Raw genomic sequence first — 25,836 nt, 5'->3', positions numbered from 1 at the left:
CATGGATATTAAACGCACGATCCTGATCGCCGCGCTGGCAGTCGTGTCCTACGTCATGGTCCTGAAGTGGAACGATGACTACGGCCAGGCTGCCCTGCCGACTCAGAATACTGCTGCCAGCACTGTTGCTCCGGGCTTGCCCGATGGCGTGCCGGCCGGTAACAACGGTGCCAGCGCCGATGTACCGAGCGCCAACGCCGAATCGAGCCCTGCCGAACTGGCACCGGTCGCACTCAGCAAGGACCTGATCCGAGTCAAGACCGACGTTCTGGAACTGGCTATCGATCCGGTCGGTGGTGACATCGTCCAGCTGAACCTGCCGAAGTACCCACGCCGTCAAGACCACCCGAACATTCCATTCCAGTTGTTCGACAACGGTGGTGAGCGTGTTTACCTGGCACAAAGCGGTCTGACCGGCACCGACGGCCCGGATGCCCGCGCCAGCGGCCGTCCCCTGTATGCCGCCGAGCAGAAGAGCTACCAGCTGGCCGACGGCCAGGAACAACTGGTGGTCGACCTGAAGTTCAGTGACAACGGTGTCAACTACATCAAGCGTTTCAGCTTCAAGCGCGGTGAGTACGACCTGAATGTCAGCTACCTGATCGACAACCAGAGCGGCCAGGCCTGGAGCGGCAACATGTTTGCCCAGCTCAAGCGTGATGCCAGCGGCGATCCGTCCTCCAGTACTGCCACCGGCACCGCTACCTACCTGGGCGCTGCCCTGTGGACAGCATCTGAGCCTTACAAAAAGGTCTCGATGAAGGACATCGACAAAGGTAGTTTGAAAGAAAATGTGTCCGGCGGTTGGGTTGCCTGGCTGCAGCACTACTTCGTGACCGCCTGGATTCCGGCCAAGTCGGACAACAACGTTGTCCAGACCCGCAAGGATAGCCAGGGCAACTACATCATCGGCTACACCGGCCCGGTTATCAGCGTACCGGCTGGCGGCAAGGTCGAAACCAGTGCCCTGCTGTACGCCGGCCCGAAAATCCAGTCCAAGCTGAAAGAGTTGTCCCCAGGCCTGGAATTGACCGTCGACTACGGCTTCCTGTGGTTCATCGCTCAGCCGATCTTCTGGCTGCTGCAACATATCCACAGCCTGCTGGGTAACTGGGGCTGGTCGATCATCGTGCTGACCATGTTGATCAAAGGCCTGTTCTTCCCACTGTCGGCTGCCAGCTACCGCTCCATGGCGCGTATGCGAGCCGTTGCACCTAAGCTCGCCGCACTCAAGGAACGCTTCGGTGACGATCGCCAGAAGATGTCCCAGGCGATGATGGAGCTTTACAAGAAAGAGAAGATCAACCCACTGGGCGGCTGCCTGCCGATACTGGTGCAGATGCCGGTATTCCTGGCCCTGTACTGGGTATTGCTGGAAAGCGTGGAAATGCGCCAGGCCCCATGGATCCTGTGGATTACCGACCTGTCGATCAAGGATCCGTTCTTCATCCTGCCGATCATCATGGGCGCCACCATGTTCATCCAGCAGCGCCTGAACCCGACACCGCCGGATCCGATGCAGGCCAAGGTGATGAAAATGATGCCAATCATCTTCACCTTCTTCTTCCTGTGGTTCCCTGCCGGTCTGGTGCTGTACTGGGTTGTGAACAACTGCCTGTCGATTTCGCAGCAGTGGTACATCACTCGCCGTATCGAAGCAGCTACCAAAAAAGCTGCTGCTTGACGGGCTAATACGCTAGCCTGTGAATAAAAAACGCCCCCTAGTGGGGCGTTTTTGCTATCTGTCGTTTTTGTCGTAGAGGCTTTCGAGCATGAACACTGTGCGTGAAACCATCGCCGCCATCGCCACGGCCCAAGGCCGGGGCGGTGTGGGAATTGTCAGGTTGTCCGGCCCTCTGGCTGCCAAGGCCGGCCTGTTGATCACTGGCCGCACCCTGACCCCGCGGCATGCCCATTACGGTCCGTTCCGCGACGATGAAGGGCTGGTGCTGGACGAAGGGATTGCTCTGTTCTTTCCCGGGCCTAATTCGTTCACTGGTGAGGACGTGCTTGAACTGCAGGGACACGGCGGCCCGGTGGTTTTGGACATGCTGCTGCAGCGCTGTGTACAAGTCGGCTGTCGTCTGGCTCGCCCGGGCGAGTTCAGCGAGCGCGCCTTCCTCAACGACAAGCTCGACCTGGCGCAGGCCGAAGCCATCGCCGACCTGATCGAGGCCAGTTCCAGCCAGGCAGCGCGCAACGCCCTGCGCTCGCTGCAAGGGGAATTCTCCAAGCGTGTGCACAGCCTCACCGAGGCGTTGATTGCCTTGCGTATTTACGTCGAGGCGGCGATCGACTTTCCTGAGGAAGAGATCGACTTCCTCGCCGATGGCCACGTGCTGTCGATGCTTGATGCCGTGCGCAGCGAGTTATCCACTGTGCAGCGCGAGGCCGGGCAGGGCGCCTTGCTGCGTGACGGCATGACGGTAGTCATTGCCGGCCGGCCGAATGCTGGTAAGTCGAGCTTGCTGAACCAGCTGGCCGGGCGGGAAGCTGCCATCGTCACTGACATCGCCGGCACCACGCGGGATATCCTGCGCGAACATATCCACATCGACGGCATGCCGCTGCACGTTGTCGATACCGCTGGCTTGCGCGATACCGATGACCATGTGGAAAAGATCGGTGTGGAACGCGCCCTGAAGGCCATTGGCGAGGCAGACCGCGTTCTGCTGGTAGTCGACTCCACTGCGCCCGAGGCCAGCGATCCGTTCGCTTTGTGGCCGGAGTTTCTCGCTCAGCGGCCGGACCCGGCCAAGGTCACGTTGATTCGCAACAAGGCCGACCTGAGTGGTGAGCGGGTAGCGCTGGAACAGTGCGATGACGGCCATGTGACCATTACCCTGAGCGCCAAGGGCGACGACACAGGGCTGCAACTGCTCCGCGACCATCTGAAGGGCTGTATGGGTTACGAGCAGACTGCAGAGAGTGGCTTCAGCGCCCGCCGGCGCCATCTGGATGCCTTGCGCCAGGCCAGCGAGCACCTGGAGCACGGCCGTGCCCAATTGACCTTGGCGGGCGCGGGAGAGCTTCTGGCTGAGGACTTACGCCAGGCACAGCATGCGCTGGGGGAGATCACAGGAGCATTCAGCTCGGATGACCTGCTTGGGCGGATTTTCTCCAGCTTCTGCATCGGCAAGTAATCCACAGCCAGGCAAGGCCAAGCGCCGCTCCTTAGGGAGCGGCTTTTTTTTGCCTGAAATTCGTTGCAGAAGATGAATGCAGGCCGATGACCCAAACACCTGTGGGGGCGGGCGGGTCCGCGAAGAAGCCCTTACAAGCTCCAGATCCCTGTGGATGTACCGACCCTTTCGCGGGCTCGACCGCTCCAACCTGACCATGTCTGGCCGCCAGCGCGATGAATTTTCCATGCTCGGCTTGAAAACTGTGCTCAGGAGCCCTGTGGAAAAGTCGCCTTCAGCTCAGTTGATAAGCGGGCTTTTTTTCTGAGGAAAAACCCGCCTGTGGGTAAACAGCCATTTAATCCACAGGCTAAAAGACGTTATCCATAGGCCTCATGGCACTCCAGACACAGGGTTTAATTTCTCTCTACATAGCGCCATTATTGGGATATAGGACTTTATCCACAGATATCGCTGTGCATAAGAATAAACATAAAAACAAAGCTTTTTAAATTTCTTCTCTTTGATTTCTGTTGTTTGCCACTCATCCACAGACTGGTCAAAATTTGCTCAGACGGTTTCTTTAGTGGGGGTGAAGTCCCTATACTTGTCCGCTTACCTTCTCTATTCGCAAAAACAGGCACGAGGTGCGTGGTGGATTTCCCTTCCCGTTTTGACGTGATCGTCATCGGCGGCGGCCATGCCGGTACCGAGGCTGCGCTTGCGTCTGCACGCATGGGTGTGAAAACCCTGCTGCTGACCCATAACGTGGAAACCCTCGGTCACATGAGCTGCAACCCCGCCATCGGCGGTATTGGCAAAAGCCATCTGGTCAAAGAGATCGATGCGCTCGGCGGCGCCATGGCGCTGGCCACCGACAAGAGCGGCATCCAGTTCCGCGTTCTGAACAACCGCAAGGGCCCGGCCGTACGTGCCACCCGTGCACAAGCCGACCGCGCCATCTACAAGGCAGTGGTACGTGAAATCCTGGAAAACCAGCCAAACCTGTGGATATTCCAGCAGTCCTGCGACGACCTGATTGTCGAACAGGACCAGGTCAAAGGCGTGGTGACCCAGATGGGCCTGCGTTTCTTTGCCGAATCTGTGGTGCTGACTACCGGTACCTTCCTCGGCGGCCTTATCCACATTGGTCTGCAAAACCATTCCGGTGGTCGCGCCGGTGATCCACCTTCGATTGCCCTGGCCCACCGCATGCGTGAACTGCCGCTGCGCGTCGGCCGCCTGAAAACCGGTACCCCGCCACGCATTGACGGCCGCTCGGTGGACTTCTCGGTAATGACCGAACAGCCAGGCGATACGCCGATCCCGGTGATGTCGTTCATGGGCAATGCCGAAATGCACCCGCGTCAGGTGAGCTGCTGGATTACCCACACCAATGCGCGCACCCACGAGATCATTGCGTCGAACCTCGACCGTTCACCGATGTACTCAGGCGTGATCGAAGGTGTCGGTCCGCGCTACTGTCCGTCGATCGAAGACAAGATCCACCGCTTCGCCGACAAGGAAAGCCACCAGGTGTTCATTGAGCCGGAAGGCTTGAACACCCATGAGTTGTATCCCAACGGTATTTCCACTTCGCTGCCGTTCGACGTGCAGCTGGAGCTGGTCCGTTCGATCCGCGGCATGGAAAACGCCCACATCGTGCGCCCGGGCTATGCCATCGAGTACGACTACTTCGATCCCCGTGACCTCAAGTACAGCCTCGAGACCAAAGTCATCGGCGGCCTGTTCTTCGCCGGGCAGATCAACGGCACCACCGGGTACGAAGAAGCCGGCGCCCAGGGCCTGCTGGCCGGGACTAACGCCGCACTTCGGGCGCAGGGCCGTGACAGCTGGTGCCCGCGCCGCGACGAGGCATACATCGGCGTACTGGTGGACGACCTGATTACCTTGGGTACTCAGGAGCCGTACCGCATGTTTACCTCGCGTGCCGAGTACCGGCTGATACTGCGCGAAGACAACGCCGACCTGCGCCTGACCGAAAAGGGCCGTGAACTGGGCCTGATCGATGACCAGCGCTGGGCCGCGTTCTGCGCCAAGCGCGACGGTATCGAGCGTGAGGAACAGCGCCTGAAATCGACCTGGGTTCGGCCGAATACCGAGCAAGGCCAGGCCGTTGTGGATAAATTCGGCACTCCGCTGAGCCACGAGTACAGCTTGCTCAACCTGCTGGCGCGTCCCGAAATCGACTACGCCGGCCTGATCGAAGCGACTGGCGGTGAAGCAATCGATCCACAGGTTGCCGAGCAGGTCGAGATCCGCACCAAGTACGCCGGCTACATCGACCGTCAGCAGGATGAAATTGCCCGACTGCGCGCCAGCGAAGACACACGCCTGCCTGTGGATATCGACTACACGACGATTTCCGGCCTGTCCAAGGAGATACAGGGCAAGCTGAGCCAGACCCGTCCGGAGACGCTGGGCCAGGCTTCGCGTATCCCGGGTGTGACCCCGGCGGCGATTTCCCTGTTGCTGATTCACTTGAAAAAACGCGGCGCTGGCCGCGAATTGGAGCAAAGCGCTTGAGTTCCCTGGTCACCCCTCAACACGCTGAAGAGTTATCCACAGGTGCGCGCCAGCTTGGCGTCGAGCTGACTGCCGAGCAGCACGAGAAGCTGCTTGGCTACCTGGCTCTGTTGATCAAATGGAACAAAGCCTACAACCTGACTGCTGTGCGCGATCCGGACGAGATGGTTTCGCGTCACCTGCTCGACAGCCTTAGCGTCATGTCTTTTATCCACAACGATCGTGATAACTGGCTGGATGTTGGCAGCGGCGGTGGCATGCCCGGCATCCCGCTGGCTATCCTGCATCCACACAAGCGCGTCACCGTGCTGGACGCCAATGGCAAGAAAACCCGTTTCCTGACTCAGGTGAAAATGGAACTCAAGCTGGACAACCTCACGGTTATCCACAGCCGGGTCGAGGCCTTCCAGCCGGCACAACCGTTCGACGGAATCATCTCCCGCGCCTTCAGCAGCATGGAGAACTTCACCAACTGGACCCGCCACTTGGGCGACACCGGGACGCAATGGCTTGCAATGAAGGGGCTGCATCCTGCCGATGAACTGGTAGCATTGCCCGCAGACTTCACAGTGGAAAGCGAACAGGCCCTGACCGTTCCGGGTTGCCAGGGCCAGCGCCATCTGCTGATACTGCGCCGCAAGGCATGACTGGGAACACTCGCAACAATGGCTAAGGTATTCGCAATCGCGAACCAGAAAGGTGGTGTGGGCAAGACAACCACCTGTATCAATCTCGCCGCCTCGCTGGCTGCGACCAAGCGTCGTGTCCTGCTGATCGACCTCGATCCGCAGGGCAACGCCACCATGGGCAGCGGTGTGGACAAGCACGAGCTCGAGCATTCGGTCTACGACCTGCTGATCGGGGAGTGCGACTTGGCCCAGGCTATGCACTACTCCGAGCACGGAGGCTTCCAGTTGCTGCCGGCCAACCGTGACCTGACCGCCGCTGAGGTGGTGCTGCTGGAAATGCAGGTCAAGGAAAGCCGTCTGCGCAACGCCCTGGCGCCTATTCGCGATAACTACGACTACATCCTCATCGACTGCCCGCCGTCGCTGTCGATGCTCACGCTGAATGCTCTGGTCGCTTCCGATGGCGTGATTATCCCCATGCAGTGTGAGTACTACGCACTGGAAGGTCTCAGCGACCTTGTGGATAACATCAAGCGTATCGCCGCCCGGTTGAACCCGGAGTTGAAGATCGAGGGCCTGCTGCGGACCATGTACGATCCGCGTCTGAGCCTGAACAACGATGTTTCGGCACAGTTGAAGGAGCACTTTGGCCCTCAGCTGTACGACACGGTCATTCCGCGCAACATTCGCTTGGCCGAGGCCCCCAGCTTCGGCATGCCAGCCCTTGCTTACGACAAGCAATCGCGGGGCGCGCTGGCTTACCTGGCCCTGGCTGGGGAACTGGTACGCCGTCAACGCCGTCCATCACGCACTGCACAAACAACTTAAGGAATCCGTATGGCCGTCAAGAAACGGGGTCTCGGACGTGGGTTGGATGCACTGCTCAGTGGTCCTTCCGTCAGCGCGCTCGAAGAGCAGGCTGTGAAGATCGACCAGAAAGAACTGCAACACCTGCCGGTCGAGCTGGTCCAGCGCGGCAAGTATCAGCCTCGCCGGGACATGGACCCGGAGGCGCTGGAAGAGCTTGCGCACTCGATTCGCAACCATGGTGTGATGCAACCGATCGTGGTACGCCCGATTGGCGACAACCGATACGAGATCATCGCCGGTGAGCGCCGTTGGCGCGCTACCCAGCAGGCCGGCCTGGACACGATCCCGGCAATGGTCCGCGAAGTGCCCGACGAAGCCGCCATCGCCATGGCATTGATCGAGAACATCCAGCGTGAAGACCTCAACCCGCTGGAAGAGGCCATGGCCCTCCAGCGCCTGCAACAGGAATTCGAGCTCACCCAGCAGCAGGTGGCTGACGCTGTGGGCAAGTCGCGGGTGACTGTGGCCAACCTGCTGCGCCTCATTACCTTGCCCGATGCGATCAAGACCATGCTCGCCCACGGTGATCTGGAGATGGGGCACGCCCGTGCATTGCTCGGCCTGGATGAAAATCGTCAGGAGGAGGGGGCGCGTCATGTTGTCGCACGTGGCCTCACCGTGCGCCAAACCGAGGCACTGGTCCGTCAGTGGCTCAGCGACAAGCCTGATCCGGTCGAACCGAGCAAACCTGATCCGGATATCGCACGCCTTGAACAGCGGCTCGCAGAGCGCCTGGGCTCGGCCGTGCAGATCCGTCATGGCAACAAGGGCAAAGGCCAGTTGGTTATTCGCTACAACTCGCTTGATGAGTTGCAAGGCGTGCTCGCTCACATCCGCTGAAACAATTCCTGTTGTAGCGTGAAGTCGGAAATCACTACCGAAGAGTTGAATAGGGGTTAATCCACCCCTATACTCTGCGCGCATTTTGTCGGCACAAATTATGCCAAGTCATAGCTGACTTGTTGGTCGACTTCCGAGGAGCAGTTGTGATGGAAATACGCACGCCAAACCGCCTGCCTTTCCATCGCTGGGCGGTTTTTCCGGTACTGCTGGCTCAATTTGTCGTACTGCTGCTGGCAACCTTGGTGGTGTGGCAGTGGAAAGGGTCGGTCAGTGGATATTCAGGCCTTTGCGGAGGTTTGATTGCCTGGCTGCCCAATGTGTATTTCGCCTGGAAGGCTTTTCGCTTCAGCGGAGCTCGGGCGGCACAAGCTATCGTCAAGTCGTTTTACGCTGGCGAGGCAGGCAAGATGATTTTGACGGCAGTGCTTTTTGCACTGACCTTTGCAGGAGTGAAGCCACTGGCGCCGCTAGCAGTATTCGGCGTCTTCGTGTTGACCCTTTTGGTCAGCTGGTTCGCGCCCCTGCTGATGAATAAAAGACTTTCGAGACCTTAGGGCGTTTGAGGCAACCATGGCAGCAGAAACCGCTTCGGGCTATATCCAGCACCACTTGCAGAACCTGACCTACGGTCAACTACCAGACGGCAGCTGGGGCTTCGCCCATTCGGCTGCAGAAGCCAAGGCAATGGGCTTCTGGGCGTTCCACCTGGACACCCTGGGTTGGTCCGTCGCGCTGGGTCTGATCTTCCTGTTGATCTTCCGCATGGCGGCCAAGAAGGCGACTTCCGGCCAACCTGGCGGTCTGCAGAACTTCGTTGAGGTGATGGTCGACTTCGTCAACGGCAGCGTGAAGGACTCCTTCCACGGCCGTAGCCCGGTAATCGCACCACTGGCGCTGACCATTTTCGTCTGGGTATTCCTGATGAACGCCGTTGACCTGGTACCGGTCGACTGGATTCCTCAGCTGGCCATCCTGATTTCCGGTGACCCGCACATTCCGTTCCGCGCCGTGTCGACCACCGACCCGAACGCGACCCTGGCCATGGCCTTCTGCGTCTTCGCCCTGATCATCTTCTACAGCATCAAGGTCAAGGGACTGGGCGGCTTCATCGGTGAGCTGACCCTGCACCCGTTTGGCAGCAAGAATATCTTCGTGCAGATCCTGCTGATTCCGGTCAACTTCCTGCTGGAATTCGTCACCCTGATCGCCAAACCGATCTCGCTGGCACTGCGTCTGTTCGGCAACATGTATGCTGGCGAGCTGGTGTTCATCCTGATCGCTGTAATGTTCGGCTCCGGCCTGCTGTGGCTCAGCGGCCTGGGTGTGGTGCTGCAATGGGCGTGGGCTGTGTTCCACATCCTGATCATCACCCTGCAAGCTTTCATCTTCATGATGCTGACCATCGTCTACCTGTCGATGGCTCACGAAGATAACCATTAAGACCGCCTGGCGTGTCTGATAGCCTTCCCTGCCTGTACGGGGGGAGGGCTTAAAAAGTCCGCAAGGGCATGCTGTACCAAACGATTTGTTTTACCGCTTCAAACTAAAAACCTAACCAATACGACGTAAAAGTCGGGAGGAAAGATGGAAACTGTAGTTGGTCTGACCGCTATCGCTGTTGCTCTGCTGATCGGCCTGGGTGCTCTGGGTACCGCCATTGGTTTCGGCCTGCTGGGTGGCAAATTCCTGGAAGGCGCTGCTCGTCAGCCAGAAATGGTTCCGATGCTGCAGGTCAAAATGTTCATCGTTGCCGGTCTGCTCGACGCCGTAACCATGATCGGTGTTGGTATCGCTCTGTTCTTCACCTTCGCGAATCCGTTCGTTGGTCAGATCGCCGGCTAATCACTCGTCACCACGAGTTGATGGCTGTATGAATTAAGACCGAGCGAGGTGTTGGCGTGAACATTAATGCAACCCTGATTGGCCAATCCGTTGCTTTCCTGATTTTTGTACTCTTCTGCATGAAGTATGTATGGCCTCCGGTCATCACTGCTCTGCAAGAGCGCCAAAAGAAGATTGCCGACGGCTTGGACGCTGCCAACCGCGCAGCTCGCGACCTGGAGCTGGCCCAAGAGAAAGCGGGTCAGCAACTGCGTGAAGCTAAAGCACAAGCAGCCGAAATCATCGAGCAAAGCAAGAAACGCGCTGCTCAGCTTGTCGAGGAAGCCCGTGAACAGGCCCGCGTCGAAGCTGACCGTGTGAAGGCTCAGGCTCTGGCCGAGATCGAACAGGAACTGAACAGCGCTAAAGACGCCCTGCGTGCCCAAGTGGGTGCTCTGGCCGTTGGTGGTGCTGAAAAGATCCTTGGCGCCACAATCGATCAAAACGCGCATGCGGAGCTGGTTAACAAACTGGCCGCTGAAATTTAAGCGAGGGCGATCATGGCAGAACTGACCACGTTGGCCCGACCTTACGCTAAGGCTGCCTTTGAGCATGCCCAGGCCCATCAGCAACTGGCCAATTGGTCAGCCATGCTCGGCCTGGCTGCTGCGGTGTCGCAAGACGACACCATGCAGCGCCTGCTCAAGGCCCCGCGACTGACGAGCGCAGAAAAGGCCGCCACGTTCATTGACGTGTGCGGTGACAAGTTCAATGCACAGGCACAGAATTTCATTCATGTTGCCGCGGAAAACGACCGTCTCCTGCTTCTGCCGGAGATTGCCGCCCTGTTCGACCTGTACAAGGCCGAGCAAGAGAAATCCGTGGACGTGGAAGTCACCAGTGCCTTCGCGTTGAACCAAGAACAGCAAGACAAACTCGCCAAGGTTCTCAGTGCACGGTTAGGCCAGGAAGTGCGCCTGCACGCGTCGGAGGATGCCAGCCTGATTGGCGGCGTCGTCATCCGCGCTGGTGACCTGGTAATCGATGGCTCTGTTCGCGGCAAAATCGCGAAACTGGCCGAAGCATTGAAATCTTGAGTTTGAAGGGGCAGCAGAGCAATGCAGCAACTCAATCCTTCCGAAATTAGTGAAATCATCAAGGGCCGCATCGATAACCTCGATGTGAGCTCCCAAGCCCGTAACGAAGGTACCGTCGTTTCGGTATCCGACGGTATCGTGCGGATCCACGGTCTGGCCGACGTCATGTACGGCGAAATGATCGAGTTCCCTGGCGGCGTCTACGGCATGGCCCTGAACCTGGAGCAAGACTCCGTAGGTGCAGTGATCCTGGGTGCATACGACACCCTCGCCGAAGGCATGAGCGCCAAGTGCACCGGCCGCATCCTGGAAGTTCCGGTTGGTAAGGAACTGCTGGGTCGCGTCGTCGACGCACTGGGCAACCCGATCGACGGCAAAGGTCCTCTGGGCAACACCCAGACCGACGCTGTCGAGAAAGTTGCTCCAGGCGTGATCTGGCGTAAGTCGGTAGACCAGCCTGTACAGACTGGTTACAAATCCGTCGACGCCATGATCCCTGTCGGCCGTGGCCAGCGTGAGCTGATCATTGGCGACCGTCAGATCGGCAAGACCGCCATGGCCATCGACGCCATCATCAACCAGAAAGACTCCGGTATTTTCTGCGTTTATGTTGCTGTCGGCCAGAAGCGTTCCACCGTTGCCAACATCGTTCGCAAGCTGGAAGAAAACGGCGCCCTGGCCAACACCATCGTGGTTGTTGCCAGTGCTTCGGAATCCGCCGCACTGCAATTCCTGGCGCCATACGCCGGTTGCACCATGGGCGAGTTCTTCCGCGACCGCGGTGAAGACGCACTGATCGTTTACGATGACCTGTCCAAGCAGGCCGTTGCCTACCGTCAGATCTCCCTGCTGCTGCGCCGTCCACCAGGACGCGAAGCATACCCAGGCGACGTGTTCTATCTCCACTCCCGTCTGCTGGAGCGTGCATCGCGCGTTTCGGAAGAGTACGTCGAGAAGTTCACCAACGGTGCTGTCACTGGCAAAACCGGTTCCCTGACCGCTCTGCCGATCATCGAAACCCAGGCTGGCGACGTTTCTGCGTTCGTTCCGACCAACGTGATTTCCATCACCGACGGTCAGATCTTCCTGGAATCGGCCATGTTCAACTCGGGCATCCGCCCTGCAGTGAACGCCGGTGTTTCGGTATCCCGCGTAGGTGGTGCCGCTCAGACCAAGATCATCAAGAAGCTGTCCGGTGGTATTCGTACTGCTCTGGCTCAGTACCGTGAACTGGCTGCATTTGCCCAGTTCGCGTCCGATCTGGACGAAGCGACCCGCAAGCAGCTGGAGCATGGTCAGCGCGTTACCGAGCTGATGAAGCAGAAGCAGTACGCGCCGATGTCCATCGCGGACATGGCTCTGTCGCTGTACGCCGCTGAGCGTGGCTTCCTGATCGACGTAGAAGTCTCCAAGATCGGCAGCTTCGAGCAAGCTCTGATCGCCTTCTTCAACCGTGATCACGCTGAACTGATGGCGAAGATCAACGTGAAGGGTGACTTCAACGACGAAATCGACGCAGGCCTGAAAGCCGGTATCGAGAAGTTCAAGGCCACCCAGACCTGGTAAGCCGCAGCGGGGGCTCAGGCCCCCGCTTGCTAACCTGATAGGTGATACATGGCAGGCGCAAAAGAGATTCGCAGTAAGATTGCGAGCATCAAAAGCACGCAAAAAATTACCAGCGCCATGGAGAAAGTGGCGGTCAGCAAGATGCGCAAGGCACAAATGCGCATGGCTGCTAGCCGTCCTTACGCGGAACGTATCCGCCAGGTGATCGGTCATCTGGCCAACGCCAACCCGGAATACCGCCACCCGTTCATGATCGAGCGCCCTGTAAAGCGCGCTGGTTATATCGTGGTGAGCAGTGACCGTGGTCTGTGCGGTGGCTTGAACACCAACCTGTTCAAGGCCCTGGTCAAGGACATGAGCGCAAACCGCGAACAGGGCGTGGAAATCGACCTGTGCGTGATCGGCAGCAAGGGTGCGACTTTCTTCCGCATCTTTGGCGGCAACGTCGTAGCAGCGATCAGCCACTTGGGCGAAGAGCCATCGATCAACGATCTGATCGGCTCCGTCAAAGTGATGCTGGACGCCTACCTGGACGGCCGTATCGATCGCCTCTCGGTGGTTTCGAACAAGTTCATCAATACCATGACCCAGAAGCCGACGGTCGAGCAATTGGTACCGTTGGTGGCAACCCCGGATCAGGATCTCAAGCATCACTGGGACTACCTGTACGAACCCGACGCAAAAGAGCTGCTGGACGGCTTGATGGTGCGCTACGTGGAGTCGCAGGTATACCAGGCGGTGGTCGAGAACAACGCTGCTGAACAAGCGGCCCGGATGATCGCCATGAAGAACGCCACAGACAACGCCGGTGATTTGATCAAAGAGCTTCAGTTGATCTACAACAAGGCGCGTCAGGCTGCGATCACCCAGGAGATCTCGGAAATCGTCGGCGGCGCTGCCGCGGTTTAACGGTTCACATATTCAGAGGATCCAGCTATGAGTAGCGGACGTATCGTTCAAATCATCGGCGCCGTCATCGACGTGGAATTCCCACGTGACGTCGTGCCGAGTGTATACAACGCGCTTAAAGTACAAGGCGCGGAAACCACCCTGGAAGTTCAGCAGCAGCTGGGCGACGGCGTGGTTCGTACCATTGCGATGGGCTCGACCGAAGGCCTGAAGCGCGGTCTGGATGTCGTCGACACCGGCGCTGCCATTTCCGTTCCAGTTGGTAAGGCCACCCTGGGCCGTATCATGGACGTACTGGGCAACCCGATCGACGAAGCCGGCCCGATCGGCGAAGAAGAGCGTCGCGGTATCCACCAGCCAGCGCCTTCGTTCGCTGACCAGGCAGGCGGCAACGACCTGCTGGAAACCGGCATCAAGGTTATCGACCTGGTTTGCCCGTTCGCCAAGGGTGGTAAAGTTGGTCTGTTCGGTGGTGCCGGTGTCGGCAAGACCGTAAACATGATGGAACTGATCCGTAACATCGCCATGGAACACAGCGGTTACTCCGTGTTCGCTGGTGTGGGTGAGCGTACTCGTGAGGGTAACGACTTCTACCACGAGATGAAGGACTCCAACGTTCTCGACAAAGTAGCGCTGGTCTACGGTCAGATGAACGAGCCACCAGGAAACCGTCTGCGTGTAGCGCTGACCGGCCTGACCATGGCCGAGAAGTTCCGTGACGAAGGTAACGACGTTCTGCTGTTCGTCGACAACATCTATCGTTACACCCTGGCCGGTACCGAAGTATCCGCACTGCTGGGCCGTATGCCTTCTGCAGTAGGTTACCAGCCGACCCTGGCTGAAGAGATGGGCGTTCTGCAAGAGCGCATCACCTCCACCAAGGAAGGTTCGATCACCTCCGTACAGGCCGTATACGTACCTGCGGACGACTTGACCGACCCGTCGCCAGCGACCACCTTCGCCCACTTGGACGCCACCGTCGTTCTGTCCCGTGACATCGCCTCCCTGGGTATCTACCCAGCGGTCGACCCACTGGACTCGACTTCGCGCCAGCTGGACCCGAACGTGATCGGCAACGAGCACTACGAGACCGCTCGTGGCGTTCAGTATGTTCTGCAGCGCTACAAAGAGCTGAAGGACATCATTGCGATCCTGGGTATGGACGAACTGTCCGAAGCCGACAAGCAACTGGTAGCCCGCGCTCGTAAGATCCAGCGCTTCCTGTCGCAGCCGTTCTTCGTGGCAGAAGTCTTCACCGGTTCGCCAGGCAAGTACGTTTCTCTGAAAGACACCATCGCTGGCTTCAGCGGCATCCCTCAAAGGTGACTACGACCACCTGCCAGAACAAGCGTTCTACATGGTCGGCAGCATCGACGAAGCGATCGAGAAAGCCAAGAAACTGTAATTCCTGCGCCCCGCAAGGGGCGCTATCAGGTTGAGGCAAGCAGATGGCTATGACAGTCCATTGCGATATCGTCAGCGCGGAAGGAGAGATCTTCTCCGGCCTGGTCGAGATGGTGGTTGCGCACGGTAACCTGGGTGATCTTGGTATCGCTCCAGGCCATGCGCCGCTGATTACCAATCTCAAGCCTGGTCCGATCACGCTGACCAAGCAGGGTGGCGCACAAGAGGTGTTCTACATCTCTGGTGGTTTCCTCGAGGTTCAGCCGAACATGGTCAAGGTGCTTGCCGATACCGTGCAACGTGCTACAGACCTGGATGAAGCTCAGGCTCAGGAGGCCCTCAAGGCTGCCGAGAACGCCCTGAATCTGAAAGGCGCGGACTTCGACTACAGTGCCGCCGCCGCACGTCTGGCCGAGGCCGCAGCCCAGCTGCGTACCGTCCAGCAAATGCGCAAAGGCAAGTAATCGGCCCCGGCTGATAACTTCTGTTGCGATTGAGTAAAAGGGTAGCCTCGGCTACCCTTTTTCTTTTTCTGTTTTCTCCCCCCGGTCTTTCACTGACCGCCCAGGATTGGTAGCCAGTAATGTCACTCGATATCGTTATTCTCGCCGCCGGCCAAGGCACCCGCATGCGCTCGGCGCTGCCCAAAGTGTTGCACCCGGTAGCTGGCAATTCCATGCTCGGCCATGTTATCCACAGCGCGCGCCAACTTCAGCCGCAAGGTATTCATGTGGTCATTGGCCATGGTGCCGAGCTGGTTCGCGAGCGCCTGGCCGCTGACGACCTGAATTTCGTCATGCAGGATAAACAGCTGGGTACCGGTCATGCTGTTGCCCAGGCACTGCCAGCGCTGACCGCTGATACCGTGCTGGTGTTGTACGGCGACGTGCCGTTGATCGAAGTGGAGACCCTGCAGCGTCTGTTGGCGAAGGCCAACGATCAGCAGCTGGGACTGCTGACAGTCACCCTCGACGATCCGACCGGTTATGGCCGGATCGTGCGTGACGAGCAGGGCAGGGTAACTGCCATCGTTGAGCACAAGGACGCCAACGACGCGCAAAAAGCGATCAAGGAAGGCAACACCGGAATTCTGGCGCTGCCAGCCGCGCGTCTGGCTGACTGGATGGGCCGGCTGTCGAACAACAACGCCCAGGGCGAGTATTACCTGACCGACGTAATTGCCATGGCAGTGGCCGATGGCTTGGTGGTGGCAACTGAACAGCCACACGACGCTATGGAAGTGCAGGGCGCCAACGACCGCCGCCAGCTCTCCGAGCTGGAGCGTCACTACCAGTTGCGTGAAGGCCGCCGTCTGATGGCTCAGGGGGTTACCCTGCGTGACCCGGCACGCTTCGATGTTCGGGGTGAAGTCAGCGTTGGTCGTGATGTGCTGATCGACATCAACGTGATTCTCGAAGGCAAGGTGGTCATCGAAGACGATGTGCAGATCGGCCCTAACTGCGTGATCAAGAACACGACCCTGCGCAAAGGCGCGGTGGTCAAGGCCAACAGCCACCTCGAAGGCGCTGTGATGGGCGAAGGCAGCGATGCTGGCCCGTTCGCCCGCCTGCGTCCGGGCAGCGTACTGGACGCCAAGGCCCATGTGGGTAACTTCGTCGAACTGAAAAACGCCCACCTGGGTGAGGGGGCCAAGGCTGGTCACCTGACCTACCTGGGGGATGCCGAAATCGGTGCGCGTACCAATATCGGCGCCGGCACCATCACCTGCAACTACGATGGCGCCAACAAGTTCAAGACCGTGATGGGTGAAGACGTGTTCATCGGTTCGAACAACTCGCTGGTGGCGCCTGTGGAAATCAAGGCCGGCGCGACCACCGCAGCCGGCTCGACCATCACCCAGGCCGTAGAAGCGGGTGACCTGGCTGTAGCCCGTGCGCGCCAGCGCAACATTTCGGGCTGGAAGCGCCCGGAGAAGATCAAGAAGAGCTGAGTTATTCACAGCCGTTTCGATCGAAAGCCGACTTATGTGAATAAGTCGGCTTTTTTATTGGCGCTGCCGCGCCAAAAGGACCGCGTCAAAGCAGAAGCAAACAATCCACAGGTCAGCGACAGCTTGACGAATCGCGCGTCTTAGGTTTTGATTGCAACCACTAACTTTCGAATCGAAACTTAAACGCACATGTCGAAACGAAACACACCACAACGGCGACACAATATTCTGGCTTTGCTCAGCGAGCAGGGTGAGGTAAGTGTGGACGCGTTGGCCAAGCGTTTCGCCACCTCGGAAGTGACCATTCGCAAAGACCTCGCCGCCTTGGAAACCAACGGCTTGTTGTTACGCCGCTACGGTGGTGCGGTGCCGGTGCCGCAAGAGTTGCTCGGTGAACCGGCACAACCCGTCTCTTCCTATAAAAAGGCCATTGCGCGTGCTGCTGTGGGGCGTATCCGCGAACATGCGCGCATTATCATCGACAGCGGCAGCACTACGGCGGCAATGATCCCCGAACTGGGGCGCCAGCCAGGCCTGGTGGTGATGACCAATTCGCTGAATGTGGCCCGTGCAATCTGCGACCTCGAACACGAGCCGGTGCTGCTGATGACCGGTGGCACGTGGGACCCGCATTCCGAATCGTTTCAGGGCCAGGTCGCGGAGCAGGTACTGCGCTCCTACGATTTCGACCAATTATTCATCGGTGCCGATGGCATCGACCTCGGCCGGGGTACCACCACCTTCAACGAGCTGCTTGGGCTGAGCCGGGTCATGGCCGAAGTTGCCCGTGAAGTAATCGTGATGGTCGAGTCGGACAAGGTGGGGCGCAAGATCCCTAACCTCGAGCTGCCCTGGGGCAGTGTGCACACCCTTATTACAGATGAACGCCTGCCAGCAGCAGCGCGCGAACAAATTCAAGCCCGCGGCATCAACCTGATCTGCGCCGCGATCAGCCAGGAGCAATAAAACATGTGTGGAATCGTTGGTGCTGTCGCCGAGCGTAATATCACAGCCATCCTGATCGAAGGCCTCAAGCGTCTTGAATACCGCGGTTACGACAGCGCCGGTTTGGCTGTACTCACCCAGAACGGTGAACTGCAGCGCCGCCGGCGCATTGGTAAGGTCAGTGAGCTGGAGGTTGCTGTTGCTGATGACCCACTGGCAGGCCAGCTGGGTATTGCCCACACCCGCTGGGCTACCCACGGCGCGCCGACTGAAGGCAACGCCCACCCGCACTTCTCGGGCAATGACGTGGCCGTGGTGCACAACGGCATCATCGAGAACCACGAGGAGCTGCGCGAAGAGCTGAAGGGCCTGGGCTATGTCTTCACTTCGCAGACCGATACCGAAGTCATCGTCCACCTGATCCACCACACCCTGAAGAGCATTCCAGACCTGACCGACGCCCTTAAGGCGGCGGTGAAGCGCCTGCACGGCGCTTACGGCCTCGCGCTGATCAGTGCCAAGCAGCCGGACCGCCTGGTGGCCGCGCGCAGTGGTAGCCCGCTGGTTATCGGTCTGGGCCTTGGCGAGAACTTCCTGGCGTCCGACCAGCTGGCGCTGCGTCAGGTTACTGACCGCTTCATGTACCTGGAAGAAGGCGACATCGCTGAAATCCGCCGTGATCAGGTCTCTATCTGGGACCAGCAGGGCAACAAGGTCCAGCGCGAAACCGTGCAATATCACGAAGGTGCCGAGGCTGCCGACAAGGGCGCTTACCGCCACTTCATGCTCAAGGAAATTCACGAGCAGCCAAGCGTTGTTCAGCGCACGCTTGAAGGCCGCCTGGGCAAGGACAACGTGCTGGTCCAGGCCTTTGGCCCGCAAGCTGCCGACCTGTTTGCCAAGGTGCGCAACGTGCAGATCGTTGCCTGTGGCACCAGCTACCACGCCGGTATGGTTGCGCGTTACTGGCTGGAAAGCCTGGCCGGCATCCCTTGCCAGGTGGAAGTGGCCAGCGAGTTCCGCTACCGCAAGGTGGTGGTGCAGGCGGACACGCTGTTCGTTTCCATCTCGCAGTCCGGCGAAACCGCCGATACCTTGGCCGCACTGCGCAACGCCAAGGAGTTGGGTTTCCTTGGCAGCCTGGCGATCTGCAACGTGGGTATCAGCTCGCTGGTACGCGAGTCGGACTTGACCCTGCTGACCTTGGCCGGCCCTGAAATCGGCGTGGCTTCGACCAAAGCGTTCACCACCCAGCTGGTTTCGCTGATGCTGCTGACCCTGGCCCTTGGTCAGGTGCGCGGTACGCTGGAAGCCGGTGTCGAAGCTGAGCTGGTTGAAGAGCTGCGTCGCCTGCCGACCCGCCTGGGCGAAGCCCTGGCCATGGATGCCACCGTCGAGAAAATTGCCGAGCTGTTCGCCGACAAGCACCATACCCTGTTCCTCGGCCGCGGCGCGCAGTACCCGGTGGCGATGGAAGGTGCTCTCAAGCTTAAGGAAATCTCCTACATCCACGCCGAAGCGTATCCTGCAGGCGAGTTGAAGCACGGCCCGCTGGCGTTGGTGGACAACGACATGCCGGTGGTTACCGTTGCACCAAACAACGAACTGCTGGAGAAGCTGAAGTCCAACCTGCAGGAAGTGCGTGCCCGTGGTGGCGAGCTGGTCGTGTTCGCCGACGAGCACGCTGGCATGACCAATGGTGAAGGCACCCACGTGATCAAGGTGCCGCACATTGCCGATGCCCTGGCGCCAATCCTGTACACCATTCCGCTGCAGTTGCTGTCTTATTACGTGGCCGTGCTAAAGGGGACCGACGTTGACCAGCCGCGTAATCTGGCCAAGTCGGTGACTGTCGAGTAACGGGTAGTCAGGTGTTGATCAACTTGGTTTCGTTGAATTAAAACAGTCGTCGAACAATTAAAACTGTCGCCGGTAGAGGGGAAGCGCTCGTTTCCCTTCATCGGACGGTTTCAACCGTCTCCCTCGCGTCCCGTCTCCCCCTTGGTCTGGCGTTCGCTTATGCCCCTTCCAATTCAGACTTATGAACCTTTTCTGTCATTACATGAGAAGGAATTTGCTGCTCTCCTGGGTTGATCCCAAGGCAGCAACCTTCGAAATCCTGGCCCCAAGCCATGTGATCAAGAGCTCCGAGTTCCGCATGCTCGCTGCTGAATTCGGGTGACCAGGGTGCTATGGCTTCAATCGGCTTGTTCACTGTCACACAATGCACGCCGCGTTCAATGTCATTAAAAGTGATTGGGATATTGCCTATTCAGGGAACGAATATCTTTCTGCGAATGTGCAGTATAGTAAACCGGTTGCTTCGTTCTGCCCTGAATGCGTTAGGGAGGAAACCGCCACTCCAGTGAGCGGATGATAATAAAAATGAGTGGAACTCCTGCCTGTGAAAATCCAGCCTCTTCCGCCGCTCAACAGTCTTCATGCGTTTGAGTCTGCGGCACGCCACTTGAGCTTTACCCTTGCCGCCAAGGAATTGAATGTTACCCAGGGTGCAATTAGCCGTCAGGTTCGCCTTCTTGAGGACTACCTGGGCAAGGCACTATTCACCCGTACCACCCGTAGCATGTCCCTGACCCCCACCGGCGCGCAGTATTACGAAACGGTGCGTGAATGCATGCTTCACCTGGCCCGCGCCACCGGCGATATACGCCAGTGGCAAGGCAACCAACAAGTCACCGTTGCCACCAGTACCGCCATGGCGTCGCTGTGGTTACTGCCCAAGGTGTCGGAATTCCAGAGTGCCCATGAAAACATCGACCTGCGGATCATCGCCCACGATCATGTGAAGGATTACGCCAGGCTCGACAGCGACCTGGCGCTTTACTACTGCAACCCACCGCCCAAGGACATGGCTGTCACGCCGCTGTTCTCGGAAGAAATCTTCCTGGTGTGCAGCCCGACCTATCTGGCCAGGCATCCGCAACTGAGCAGCATCGAAGGGTTGTCGTCGTGTACCTGGCTCTGGCTTGAAGACTCCCAGCGCGACTGGGTAGGTTGGCCCGAATGGTTCAAGCGCCTGGGATACGAGCCCATGACCCCCAAGCATCGCGTCAATATCAACAGCTACGGTATGCTGATCCAGTCGGCGATCAGTGGCCAGGGCGTGGCCCTGGCCTGGGGCAACCTGGTGGACGATGCGTTGAGCACCGGTGCGCTGGTAAAGCCCAACGATGTGGTACTCCAAACCGACGCCAAGTTCTGCCTGCTGGAGTCGTCCACCGAGCGTGGTCCTCGTGAAAGCGTGCGGCTGTTCCGGGACTGGTTGATGGCCCTGCCTTCGGTGCAGAAATAGCCTGCCCAAAACACAAGACCGACAGCTGATGGCTGTCGGTCTTGTCTCTTCCAGGGTGGCTTTAGGTTAGCTGGCTTTCTTCGCTGTCAGCCCCATATCAAGCCCCTCGCAGGCCAAGGGCCCAGCCACCGGCGTGATGCCTTGCGGGTGAATCCCAGGTATAGGCAGGCGCCCACCCGGCGGCGTATCAAGCAGGCCGTCAGCCATCTCCTGGCGCAAGCTGCGCATCAGGGTGTAACTAATCAGCAGGATGAACCCCGCAATCGGCAATCCCGCCGCAATGCTCGCCATCTGGATCGCCTTGAGCCCCCCCGCCATCAGCAGAGCCATGGCTATAGCACCTTCCAGGATGCACCAGAGCAGGCGGATACTCTGCGGCGGGTTGGCGCTGCCCATGGAGTTCAACGTACACAGCACCTGGGTGCCGGAGTCGGCCGAGGTGATGAAGTACGTCGCCAGCAGGATACAGACCAGCACGCTCAGCACCTTGCCCAACGTACCGGCGTCGATCTTGTGCAGCAGGGTGAACATGGCAGCGGTGGTTTCCTGCTTGGTCGCCAGCAATACCGTGCCACCTTCGAACTTGGCCTTGCCGCCCTGCAGCTCACCACTGGCAACCAGTTCTGCGTGCTGCTGACGATCGAGCTGCTCAGCCTTGAGCGCGGTACCACCGAACACCGACATCCAGATGATCGTCACCAGGGTGGGTACCAACAGCGCGCCGGCGATCAGTTCACGGATGCTGCGGCCTTTGGAAATTCGCGCAATGAACAGACCGACAAACGGGCCCCAGGTCATCCACCACGGCCAGTAGAACGCCGTCCACCAGTTCTGCCAGCCGCTGTCCTTCTGGGTATCGCTCCAAAAGCTCAGACCCACTACATGGCTGGCGTAGTCGCCGGTGCTCTCCAACATCAGGTTGATGATGTAGCGGGTTGGCCCCAGCAGCAGGATCAACACCACCAGCACCACCGACAACAGCATATTCCATTCCGAAAGGCGCTTCATGCCACGCGACACGCCGGCCATCACCGATACGGTAGTAACCAGGGTAATGAGCACGATCAGGGTGATCTGCACCCCCAGGCTGATGGGCAGGTCAAACACCTGGCTCAGCCCGGTGTTCATTTGCACCACGCCCAGGCCCAGCGACTGGGATACACCGAACGCGGTAATCACCACGGCAAGGATGTCCACCACATGTCCGATGGGCCCATAGATGCGCTCACCAATCAGCGGGTAAAGGATCGAGCGCATGCTCAGCGGCAAGCCCTTGCGATAGGCAAAGTAAGCAAGGCCCAGGCCAACGATGGTGAAAATAGCCCAGGGATGCAAGCCCCAGTGGAATAGGGTAATTCGCATAGCTGTGGTGGCGGCTTCGTCGGTGAGGCCGGTGGCGAACGGGTTGCCCGCGTAATGCCACATGGGTTCGGCAACCGACCAGAAGATCAGTCCGATGCCCATGCCGCCACTGAACAACATGGCGATCCAGGAGCCGAAGCTGAACTCGGGTTTGTCGTCGTCTCGCCCAAGCTTCATAGACCCAAACTTGCTGCACATCAGATAGATCAGTAGCCCCAGCACACCCGTGACGGAAATCAGGTAGAACCATTTGAAATTCTGCAGGATGAAGTCGGATGCACGTTGAAAAACCGCTGCTGCATGTTCGGCAAACAGGGCGCAAAACAGCACAAAGGCTACTACGGCCAGTAACGACCAGATCGTCACGGTGGGATTGAGGCCTTTGAGCAGGCCAGATTCGGCACGCATTGGTTATCCCCTATTGTTTTTGTTCAAGGGTTTGATGTCACGGTTTGGGTAGAGCCGCTGCCACAGGCAGGTGCCGGATCCCTGGCGGCGGTCTTCCCGCAGGCCCAAGGCGCGGTACGCTCTCTCGGGCCCTATCAAAATGGGAGAATTACCCGCTCTTCGACAAACCATTTCTAGTCATTAATTGATTACCAAAAGTCATTAATATGAAAAGTCCAGAGCCTGGCAGTTCATCAATGATTATCTACCACTACCGTCATCGACGAATAAATCATTAATGATAAAAACTGATAAATAGCGTTGAAATAAATCGTTTGTCGCGCCCTTCTTCTCTTGCTGAAACTGGCACCAGGCATCAAGGCATTGCCTGCCGTGCATCTAACAAGAGAAAACAAAAAATGACCGTATCGACTGACTCCCGCCTTATTCCCGTCCACGTCTTGGAAACCGTTCTGGCGCCTATCCATGAAGCTCATGGCCTGACCAACGAGTTCTACACCGACCAGCGCTATTTCGAACTCGAGCGCGACGAAGTGCTGGGGCGTAACTGGGCGTGTATAGGTTTTGCCAGCGACTTGCCGACCAACAGCTACGTCAAGCCGGTCGATTTCATGGGCCTGCCGCTGCTGATGATGCGCAACCGTGAAGGCCTGGTGCAGGTGTTTCACAACGTCTGCAGCCACCGCGGCGTGAAACTGGTTCAACAGGCGGGTGAAGTGCAGGGTGTGATCCGCTGCCCCTACCACTCCTGGACCTACGACCTGAACGGAGGTCTCAAAGGCACTCCGCACATTGGCGGGATCAACCAGCACAAAGACGAACGTTTCGCATGCGAGAAACACGGCCTGAAGGCGCTGCGCACCACGATCTGGATGGACATGGTGTTCATCAACCTGTCTGGCGAGGCACCGGCGCTTGAAGAGCAACTGCAGCCGTTGACCGAACGCTGGACTCAGTTCCTGGGCAATGACGGCATGAGTCTGCTGCGTCGTGAAGCGAACGGTGGTGCTATGAGCATCGAGGTCAACTGCAACTGGAAGCTAGCAGTCGAGAACTACTGTGAGGCCTATCACCTGCCGTGGGTGCACCCGAGCCTGAACAGCTACTCGCGCCTGGAAGACCACTACAACATCATGTTCGAGGAATTCGCTGGCCAAGGCAGCCACGCCTACAACCTCTCGGCCGTTGCCGGTACCCATTTGCCGATCTTCCCATCCTGGCCACAGGACCGCCTGCGCACTGCTGAGTACGTGGCGTTCTTCCCCAATGTGCTGCTGGGCATCCAGGCCGACCATGCGTTCGCCATGATGCTCGAGCCTGTGGCGCCGGGTAAAACCATCGAGCACCTGCGCCTGTTCTACGTGGGTGACGAAGCGCTCGACAGCCGTTACGACGCCTCGCGCAAAGCGGTAATGGAATCCTGGCGCGTAGTGTTCGCCGAAGACATCGCCTCGGTCGAAGGCATGCAGAAGGGCCGCTCCTCGCCTGGTTACAGCGGCGGTGCGTTCTCGCCGGAAATGGATCTGCCGACTCACTACTTCCACAAGTGGGCTGCCCGCCAGTTGCTTGACTGTGCTCAACGCGCCTGAGGTGATCATCATGCATCCGATAGCTCCGCACTGGCTGAACTTCATCGACGGCCAGTGGACCGACAGTGAGCAGTACCTGAGCATCCACAACCCTGGCACCACGGACCTTGTGGCGACCATCGCCCAAGCCAGTGTGGCCGACGCCGAATGCGCCCTGCAGGCGGCTCGGCGCTGTGCTGACAGCAACGCTCTGAACCGTGTGCGTCCTGCGCAGCGGGTGACCTGGTTGCTTGAGGTTGCCGCGCAGATTCGTGCGATCACCGACGAAGGGGCGTGGGTGCTTTGCCAGGAAAACGGCAAGAGCCTGCGTGATGCCCGTGACGAATTCATCGAGGCCGCGCGCTACTTCGAATACTACGCCGGCATGGCCGACAAGATCGAAGGGAAGTCGATTCCGCTGGGCGACGGCTACATAGATTTCACCGTCTACGACCCCTTGGGCGTGTCGCTGCAGATCGTGCCGTGGAATTTCCCGGTATCCATCTGCGCCCGCTCCCTGGCCCCTGCCTTGGCGGCCGGCAACGCGGTAGTGATCAAGTCGCCGGAACTGTCGCCACTGGGCCTGTGCGTGCTGATGCAGGCCATCGAGCGTGCCGGCCTGCCACAGGGGGCCGTCAATCTGATCTGCGGCCGTGGTCGTGAAGTGGGTGCCTACCTGGCCGGCCATCGCGATGTCGACCAGATCGTCTTCACAGGTTCCGTCGGCACCGGCCAGAGCATTCTGCGCAGTGCCGCCGAACACGCGATTCCCAGCGTCATGGAGCTGGGCGGGAAGTCGGCGGCCCTAGTGTTCCCGGATGCCGATCGTGAGCAACTGATCAGTAGCGTTAAAAGCGGCATCTTCTTCAATGCCGGCCAGGTGTGCTCTGCCATGTCGCGCTTGCTGGTACATCGCTCTATCTACGACGAGGTTGTAGCTGACGTGGTAGCGATGGCCGAGGGGCTGACCGTGGGCCTGGGCCAGGACAACCCTGACCACACCCCCGTGATTTCTGCTGCTCAGCTCGAAGGCATCGAGGCCTTGTGCCGACGTGCCCAGCAGCAAGGCGCGGTGGTCGCAACCGGCGGCGAGGCCATCAGCGGCCTGAGCGGGCATTACATGGCGCCAACCGTATTGCGCGATGTGACTGCGCAGATGGAGATAGCCCAGACTGAAGTCTTCGGCCCTGTGCTGGCAGTAATTCCCTTCGACAGCGAAGAGGAGGCCCTCGCCATTGCCAACGGCACCGTGTTCGGTCTGGTGGCCGGCGTATTCACCCAGGACCTCAATCGCGCCCTGCGCTGTGCCCGGCGACTGTGCACCGGCCAGGTGTTCGTCAACGAATGGTATGCCGGTGGCATCGAAACGCCGTTCGGCGGCGTCGGGCTCTCGGGCTTCGGACGGGAAAAAGGCCAGGAGGCGCTCTACAGCTACGTCAGGACCAAGAACCTGGCCGTGCGTATCAAGGGCGAGTGAGGAG

21 protein-coding genes and 1 pseudogene are annotated in these 25,836 nt (G+C 58.9%); 21 read left to right on the top strand and 1 reads right to left on the bottom strand.

Annotated elements, in window-relative coordinates; all coding sequences use genetic code 11:
• Position 1: 1 nt before the first annotated feature.
• The 19 genes and pseudogenes from yidC to ACZ889_RS03910 all read left to right on the top strand — a co-directional run bounded on the left by yidC (position 2) and on the right by ACZ889_RS03910 (position 21,017).
• Complete coding sequence (gene yidC / locus ACZ889_RS04000) at positions 2-1,684, top strand: membrane protein insertase YidC (protein WP_003253171.1); 1,683 nt, start codon at positions 2-4, stop codon at positions 1,682-1,684.
• 88 nt (positions 1,685-1,772) lie between these two features.
• Positions 1,773-3,143: a tRNA uridine-5-carboxymethylaminomethyl(34) synthesis GTPase MnmE gene (mnmE, locus tag ACZ889_RS03995; protein WP_003253174.1), complete on the top strand. Its 1,371-nt coding sequence runs from the start codon at positions 1,773-1,775 to the stop codon at positions 3,141-3,143.
• 633 nt (positions 3,144-3,776) lie between these two features.
• Entirely contained in the window at positions 3,777-5,669 is a 1,893-nt protein-coding gene (gene mnmG, locus ACZ889_RS03990) for a tRNA uridine-5-carboxymethylaminomethyl(34) synthesis enzyme MnmG (protein WP_003253177.1), read from the top strand.
• The gene (rsmG, locus tag ACZ889_RS03985; protein WP_003253179.1) at positions 5,666-6,316 is read left to right on the top strand and encodes a 16S rRNA (guanine(527)-N(7))-methyltransferase RsmG; all 651 of its coding nucleotides are present in this window, start codon (positions 5,666-5,668) and stop codon (positions 6,314-6,316) included. Before mnmG ends, rsmG begins: the two co-directional genes overlap by 4 nt.
• 18 nt (positions 6,317-6,334) lie before the next feature.
• Complete coding sequence (locus tag ACZ889_RS03980) at positions 6,335-7,126, top strand: ParA family protein (protein WP_003253182.1); 792 nt, start codon at positions 6,335-6,337, stop codon at positions 7,124-7,126.
• A gap of 9 nt (positions 7,127-7,135) precedes the next feature.
• Positions 7,136-8,008, top strand: coding sequence for a ParB/RepB/Spo0J family partition protein (locus ACZ889_RS03975; protein WP_003253185.1), 873 nt, complete (start codon positions 7,136-7,138; stop codon positions 8,006-8,008).
• A 149-nt stretch (positions 8,009-8,157) separates the two neighbouring features.
• Entirely contained in the window at positions 8,158-8,565 is a 408-nt protein-coding gene (locus tag ACZ889_RS03970) for a F0F1 ATP synthase subunit I (protein WP_003253187.1), read from the top strand.
• Positions 8,566-8,581: 16 nt separating this feature from the next.
• Positions 8,582-9,451, top strand: coding sequence for a F0F1 ATP synthase subunit A (gene atpB / locus ACZ889_RS03965; RefSeq protein WP_003253188.1), 870 nt, complete (start codon positions 8,582-8,584; stop codon positions 9,449-9,451).
• Between the two features lie 144 nt (positions 9,452-9,595).
• Positions 9,596-9,853 carry a F0F1 ATP synthase subunit C gene (gene atpE, locus ACZ889_RS03960; protein WP_003097235.1) on the top strand — a complete coding sequence of 86 codons (258 nt, stop codon included), beginning with the start codon at positions 9,596-9,598 and terminating at the stop codon, positions 9,851-9,853.
• 56 nt (positions 9,854-9,909) lie between these two features.
• Positions 9,910-10,380 carry a F0F1 ATP synthase subunit B gene (locus ACZ889_RS03955; protein WP_003253189.1) on the top strand — a complete coding sequence of 157 codons (471 nt, stop codon included), beginning with the start codon at positions 9,910-9,912 and terminating at the stop codon, positions 10,378-10,380.
• A 12-nt stretch (positions 10,381-10,392) separates the two neighbouring features.
• The gene (locus ACZ889_RS03950; protein ID WP_003253191.1) at positions 10,393-10,929 is read left to right on the top strand and encodes a F0F1 ATP synthase subunit delta; all 537 of its coding nucleotides are present in this window, start codon (positions 10,393-10,395) and stop codon (positions 10,927-10,929) included.
• Positions 10,930-10,950: 21 nt separating this feature from the next.
• Positions 10,951-12,495: a F0F1 ATP synthase subunit alpha gene (atpA, locus tag ACZ889_RS03945; RefSeq protein WP_003253193.1), complete on the top strand. Its 1,545-nt coding sequence runs from the start codon at positions 10,951-10,953 to the stop codon at positions 12,493-12,495.
• A gap of 48 nt (positions 12,496-12,543) precedes the next feature.
• Positions 12,544-13,404: a F0F1 ATP synthase subunit gamma gene (gene atpG, locus ACZ889_RS03940; protein ID WP_003253195.1), complete on the top strand. Its 861-nt coding sequence runs from the start codon at positions 12,544-12,546 to the stop codon at positions 13,402-13,404.
• Between the two features lie 27 nt (positions 13,405-13,431).
• Positions 13,432-14,809 (top strand): annotated as a pseudogene (gene atpD / locus ACZ889_RS03935) (F0F1 ATP synthase subunit beta).
• A 43-nt stretch (positions 14,810-14,852) separates the two neighbouring features.
• A complete protein-coding gene (locus ACZ889_RS03930; protein ID WP_003253199.1) occupies positions 14,853-15,272 on the top strand; it encodes a F0F1 ATP synthase subunit epsilon in 420 nt (139 codons plus the stop codon).
• Positions 15,273-15,391: 119 nt separating this feature from the next.
• A complete protein-coding gene (gene glmU, locus ACZ889_RS03925) occupies positions 15,392-16,759 on the top strand; it encodes a bifunctional UDP-N-acetylglucosamine diphosphorylase/glucosamine-1-phosphate N-acetyltransferase GlmU (protein ID WP_003253201.1) in 1,368 nt (455 codons plus the stop codon).
• A gap of 189 nt (positions 16,760-16,948) precedes the next feature.
• Positions 16,949-17,725 carry a DeoR/GlpR family DNA-binding transcription regulator gene (locus tag ACZ889_RS03920; protein WP_003253204.1) on the top strand — a complete coding sequence of 259 codons (777 nt, stop codon included), beginning with the start codon at positions 16,949-16,951 and terminating at the stop codon, positions 17,723-17,725.
• A gap of 3 nt (positions 17,726-17,728) precedes the next feature.
• Positions 17,729-19,564: a glutamine--fructose-6-phosphate transaminase (isomerizing) gene (gene glmS, locus ACZ889_RS03915; RefSeq protein ID WP_004575180.1), complete on the top strand. Its 1,836-nt coding sequence runs from the start codon at positions 17,729-17,731 to the stop codon at positions 19,562-19,564.
• Between the two features lie 544 nt (positions 19,565-20,108).
• The gene (locus ACZ889_RS03910) at positions 20,109-21,017 is read left to right on the top strand and encodes a LysR substrate-binding domain-containing protein (protein ID WP_003253225.1); all 909 of its coding nucleotides are present in this window, start codon (positions 20,109-20,111) and stop codon (positions 21,015-21,017) included.
• Positions 21,018-21,083: 66 nt separating this feature from the next.
• On the opposite strand, the gene ACZ889_RS03905 is transcribed toward ACZ889_RS03910, so the two are convergent.
• Positions 21,084-22,787, bottom strand: a complete 1,704-nt coding sequence (locus tag ACZ889_RS03905; RefSeq protein WP_367243740.1) for a BCCT family transporter — start codon at positions 22,785-22,787, stop codon at positions 21,084-21,086.
• Positions 22,788-23,185: 398 nt separating this feature from the next.
• Between ACZ889_RS03905 and ACZ889_RS03900 the strand changes: the two genes are divergently transcribed.
• Entirely contained in the window at positions 23,186-24,376 is a 1,191-nt protein-coding gene (locus ACZ889_RS03900; protein ID WP_003253228.1) for an aromatic ring-hydroxylating oxygenase subunit alpha, read from the top strand.
• A gap of 10 nt (positions 24,377-24,386) precedes the next feature.
• Positions 24,387-25,832 (top strand): aldehyde dehydrogenase family protein, encoded by a 1,446-nt coding sequence (locus ACZ889_RS03895; protein WP_014861157.1) that lies wholly within the window; start codon positions 24,387-24,389, stop codon positions 25,830-25,832.
• The last annotated feature ends 4 nt before the right edge of the window (positions 25,833-25,836 follow it).

The sequence above is a fragment of the Pseudomonas sp. TE3895 genome (genome assembly GCF_056278855.1).
The sequence above is the reverse complement of the archived record's forward strand: the minus strand, read 5'-3'. Positions and strand labels throughout refer to the sequence as shown.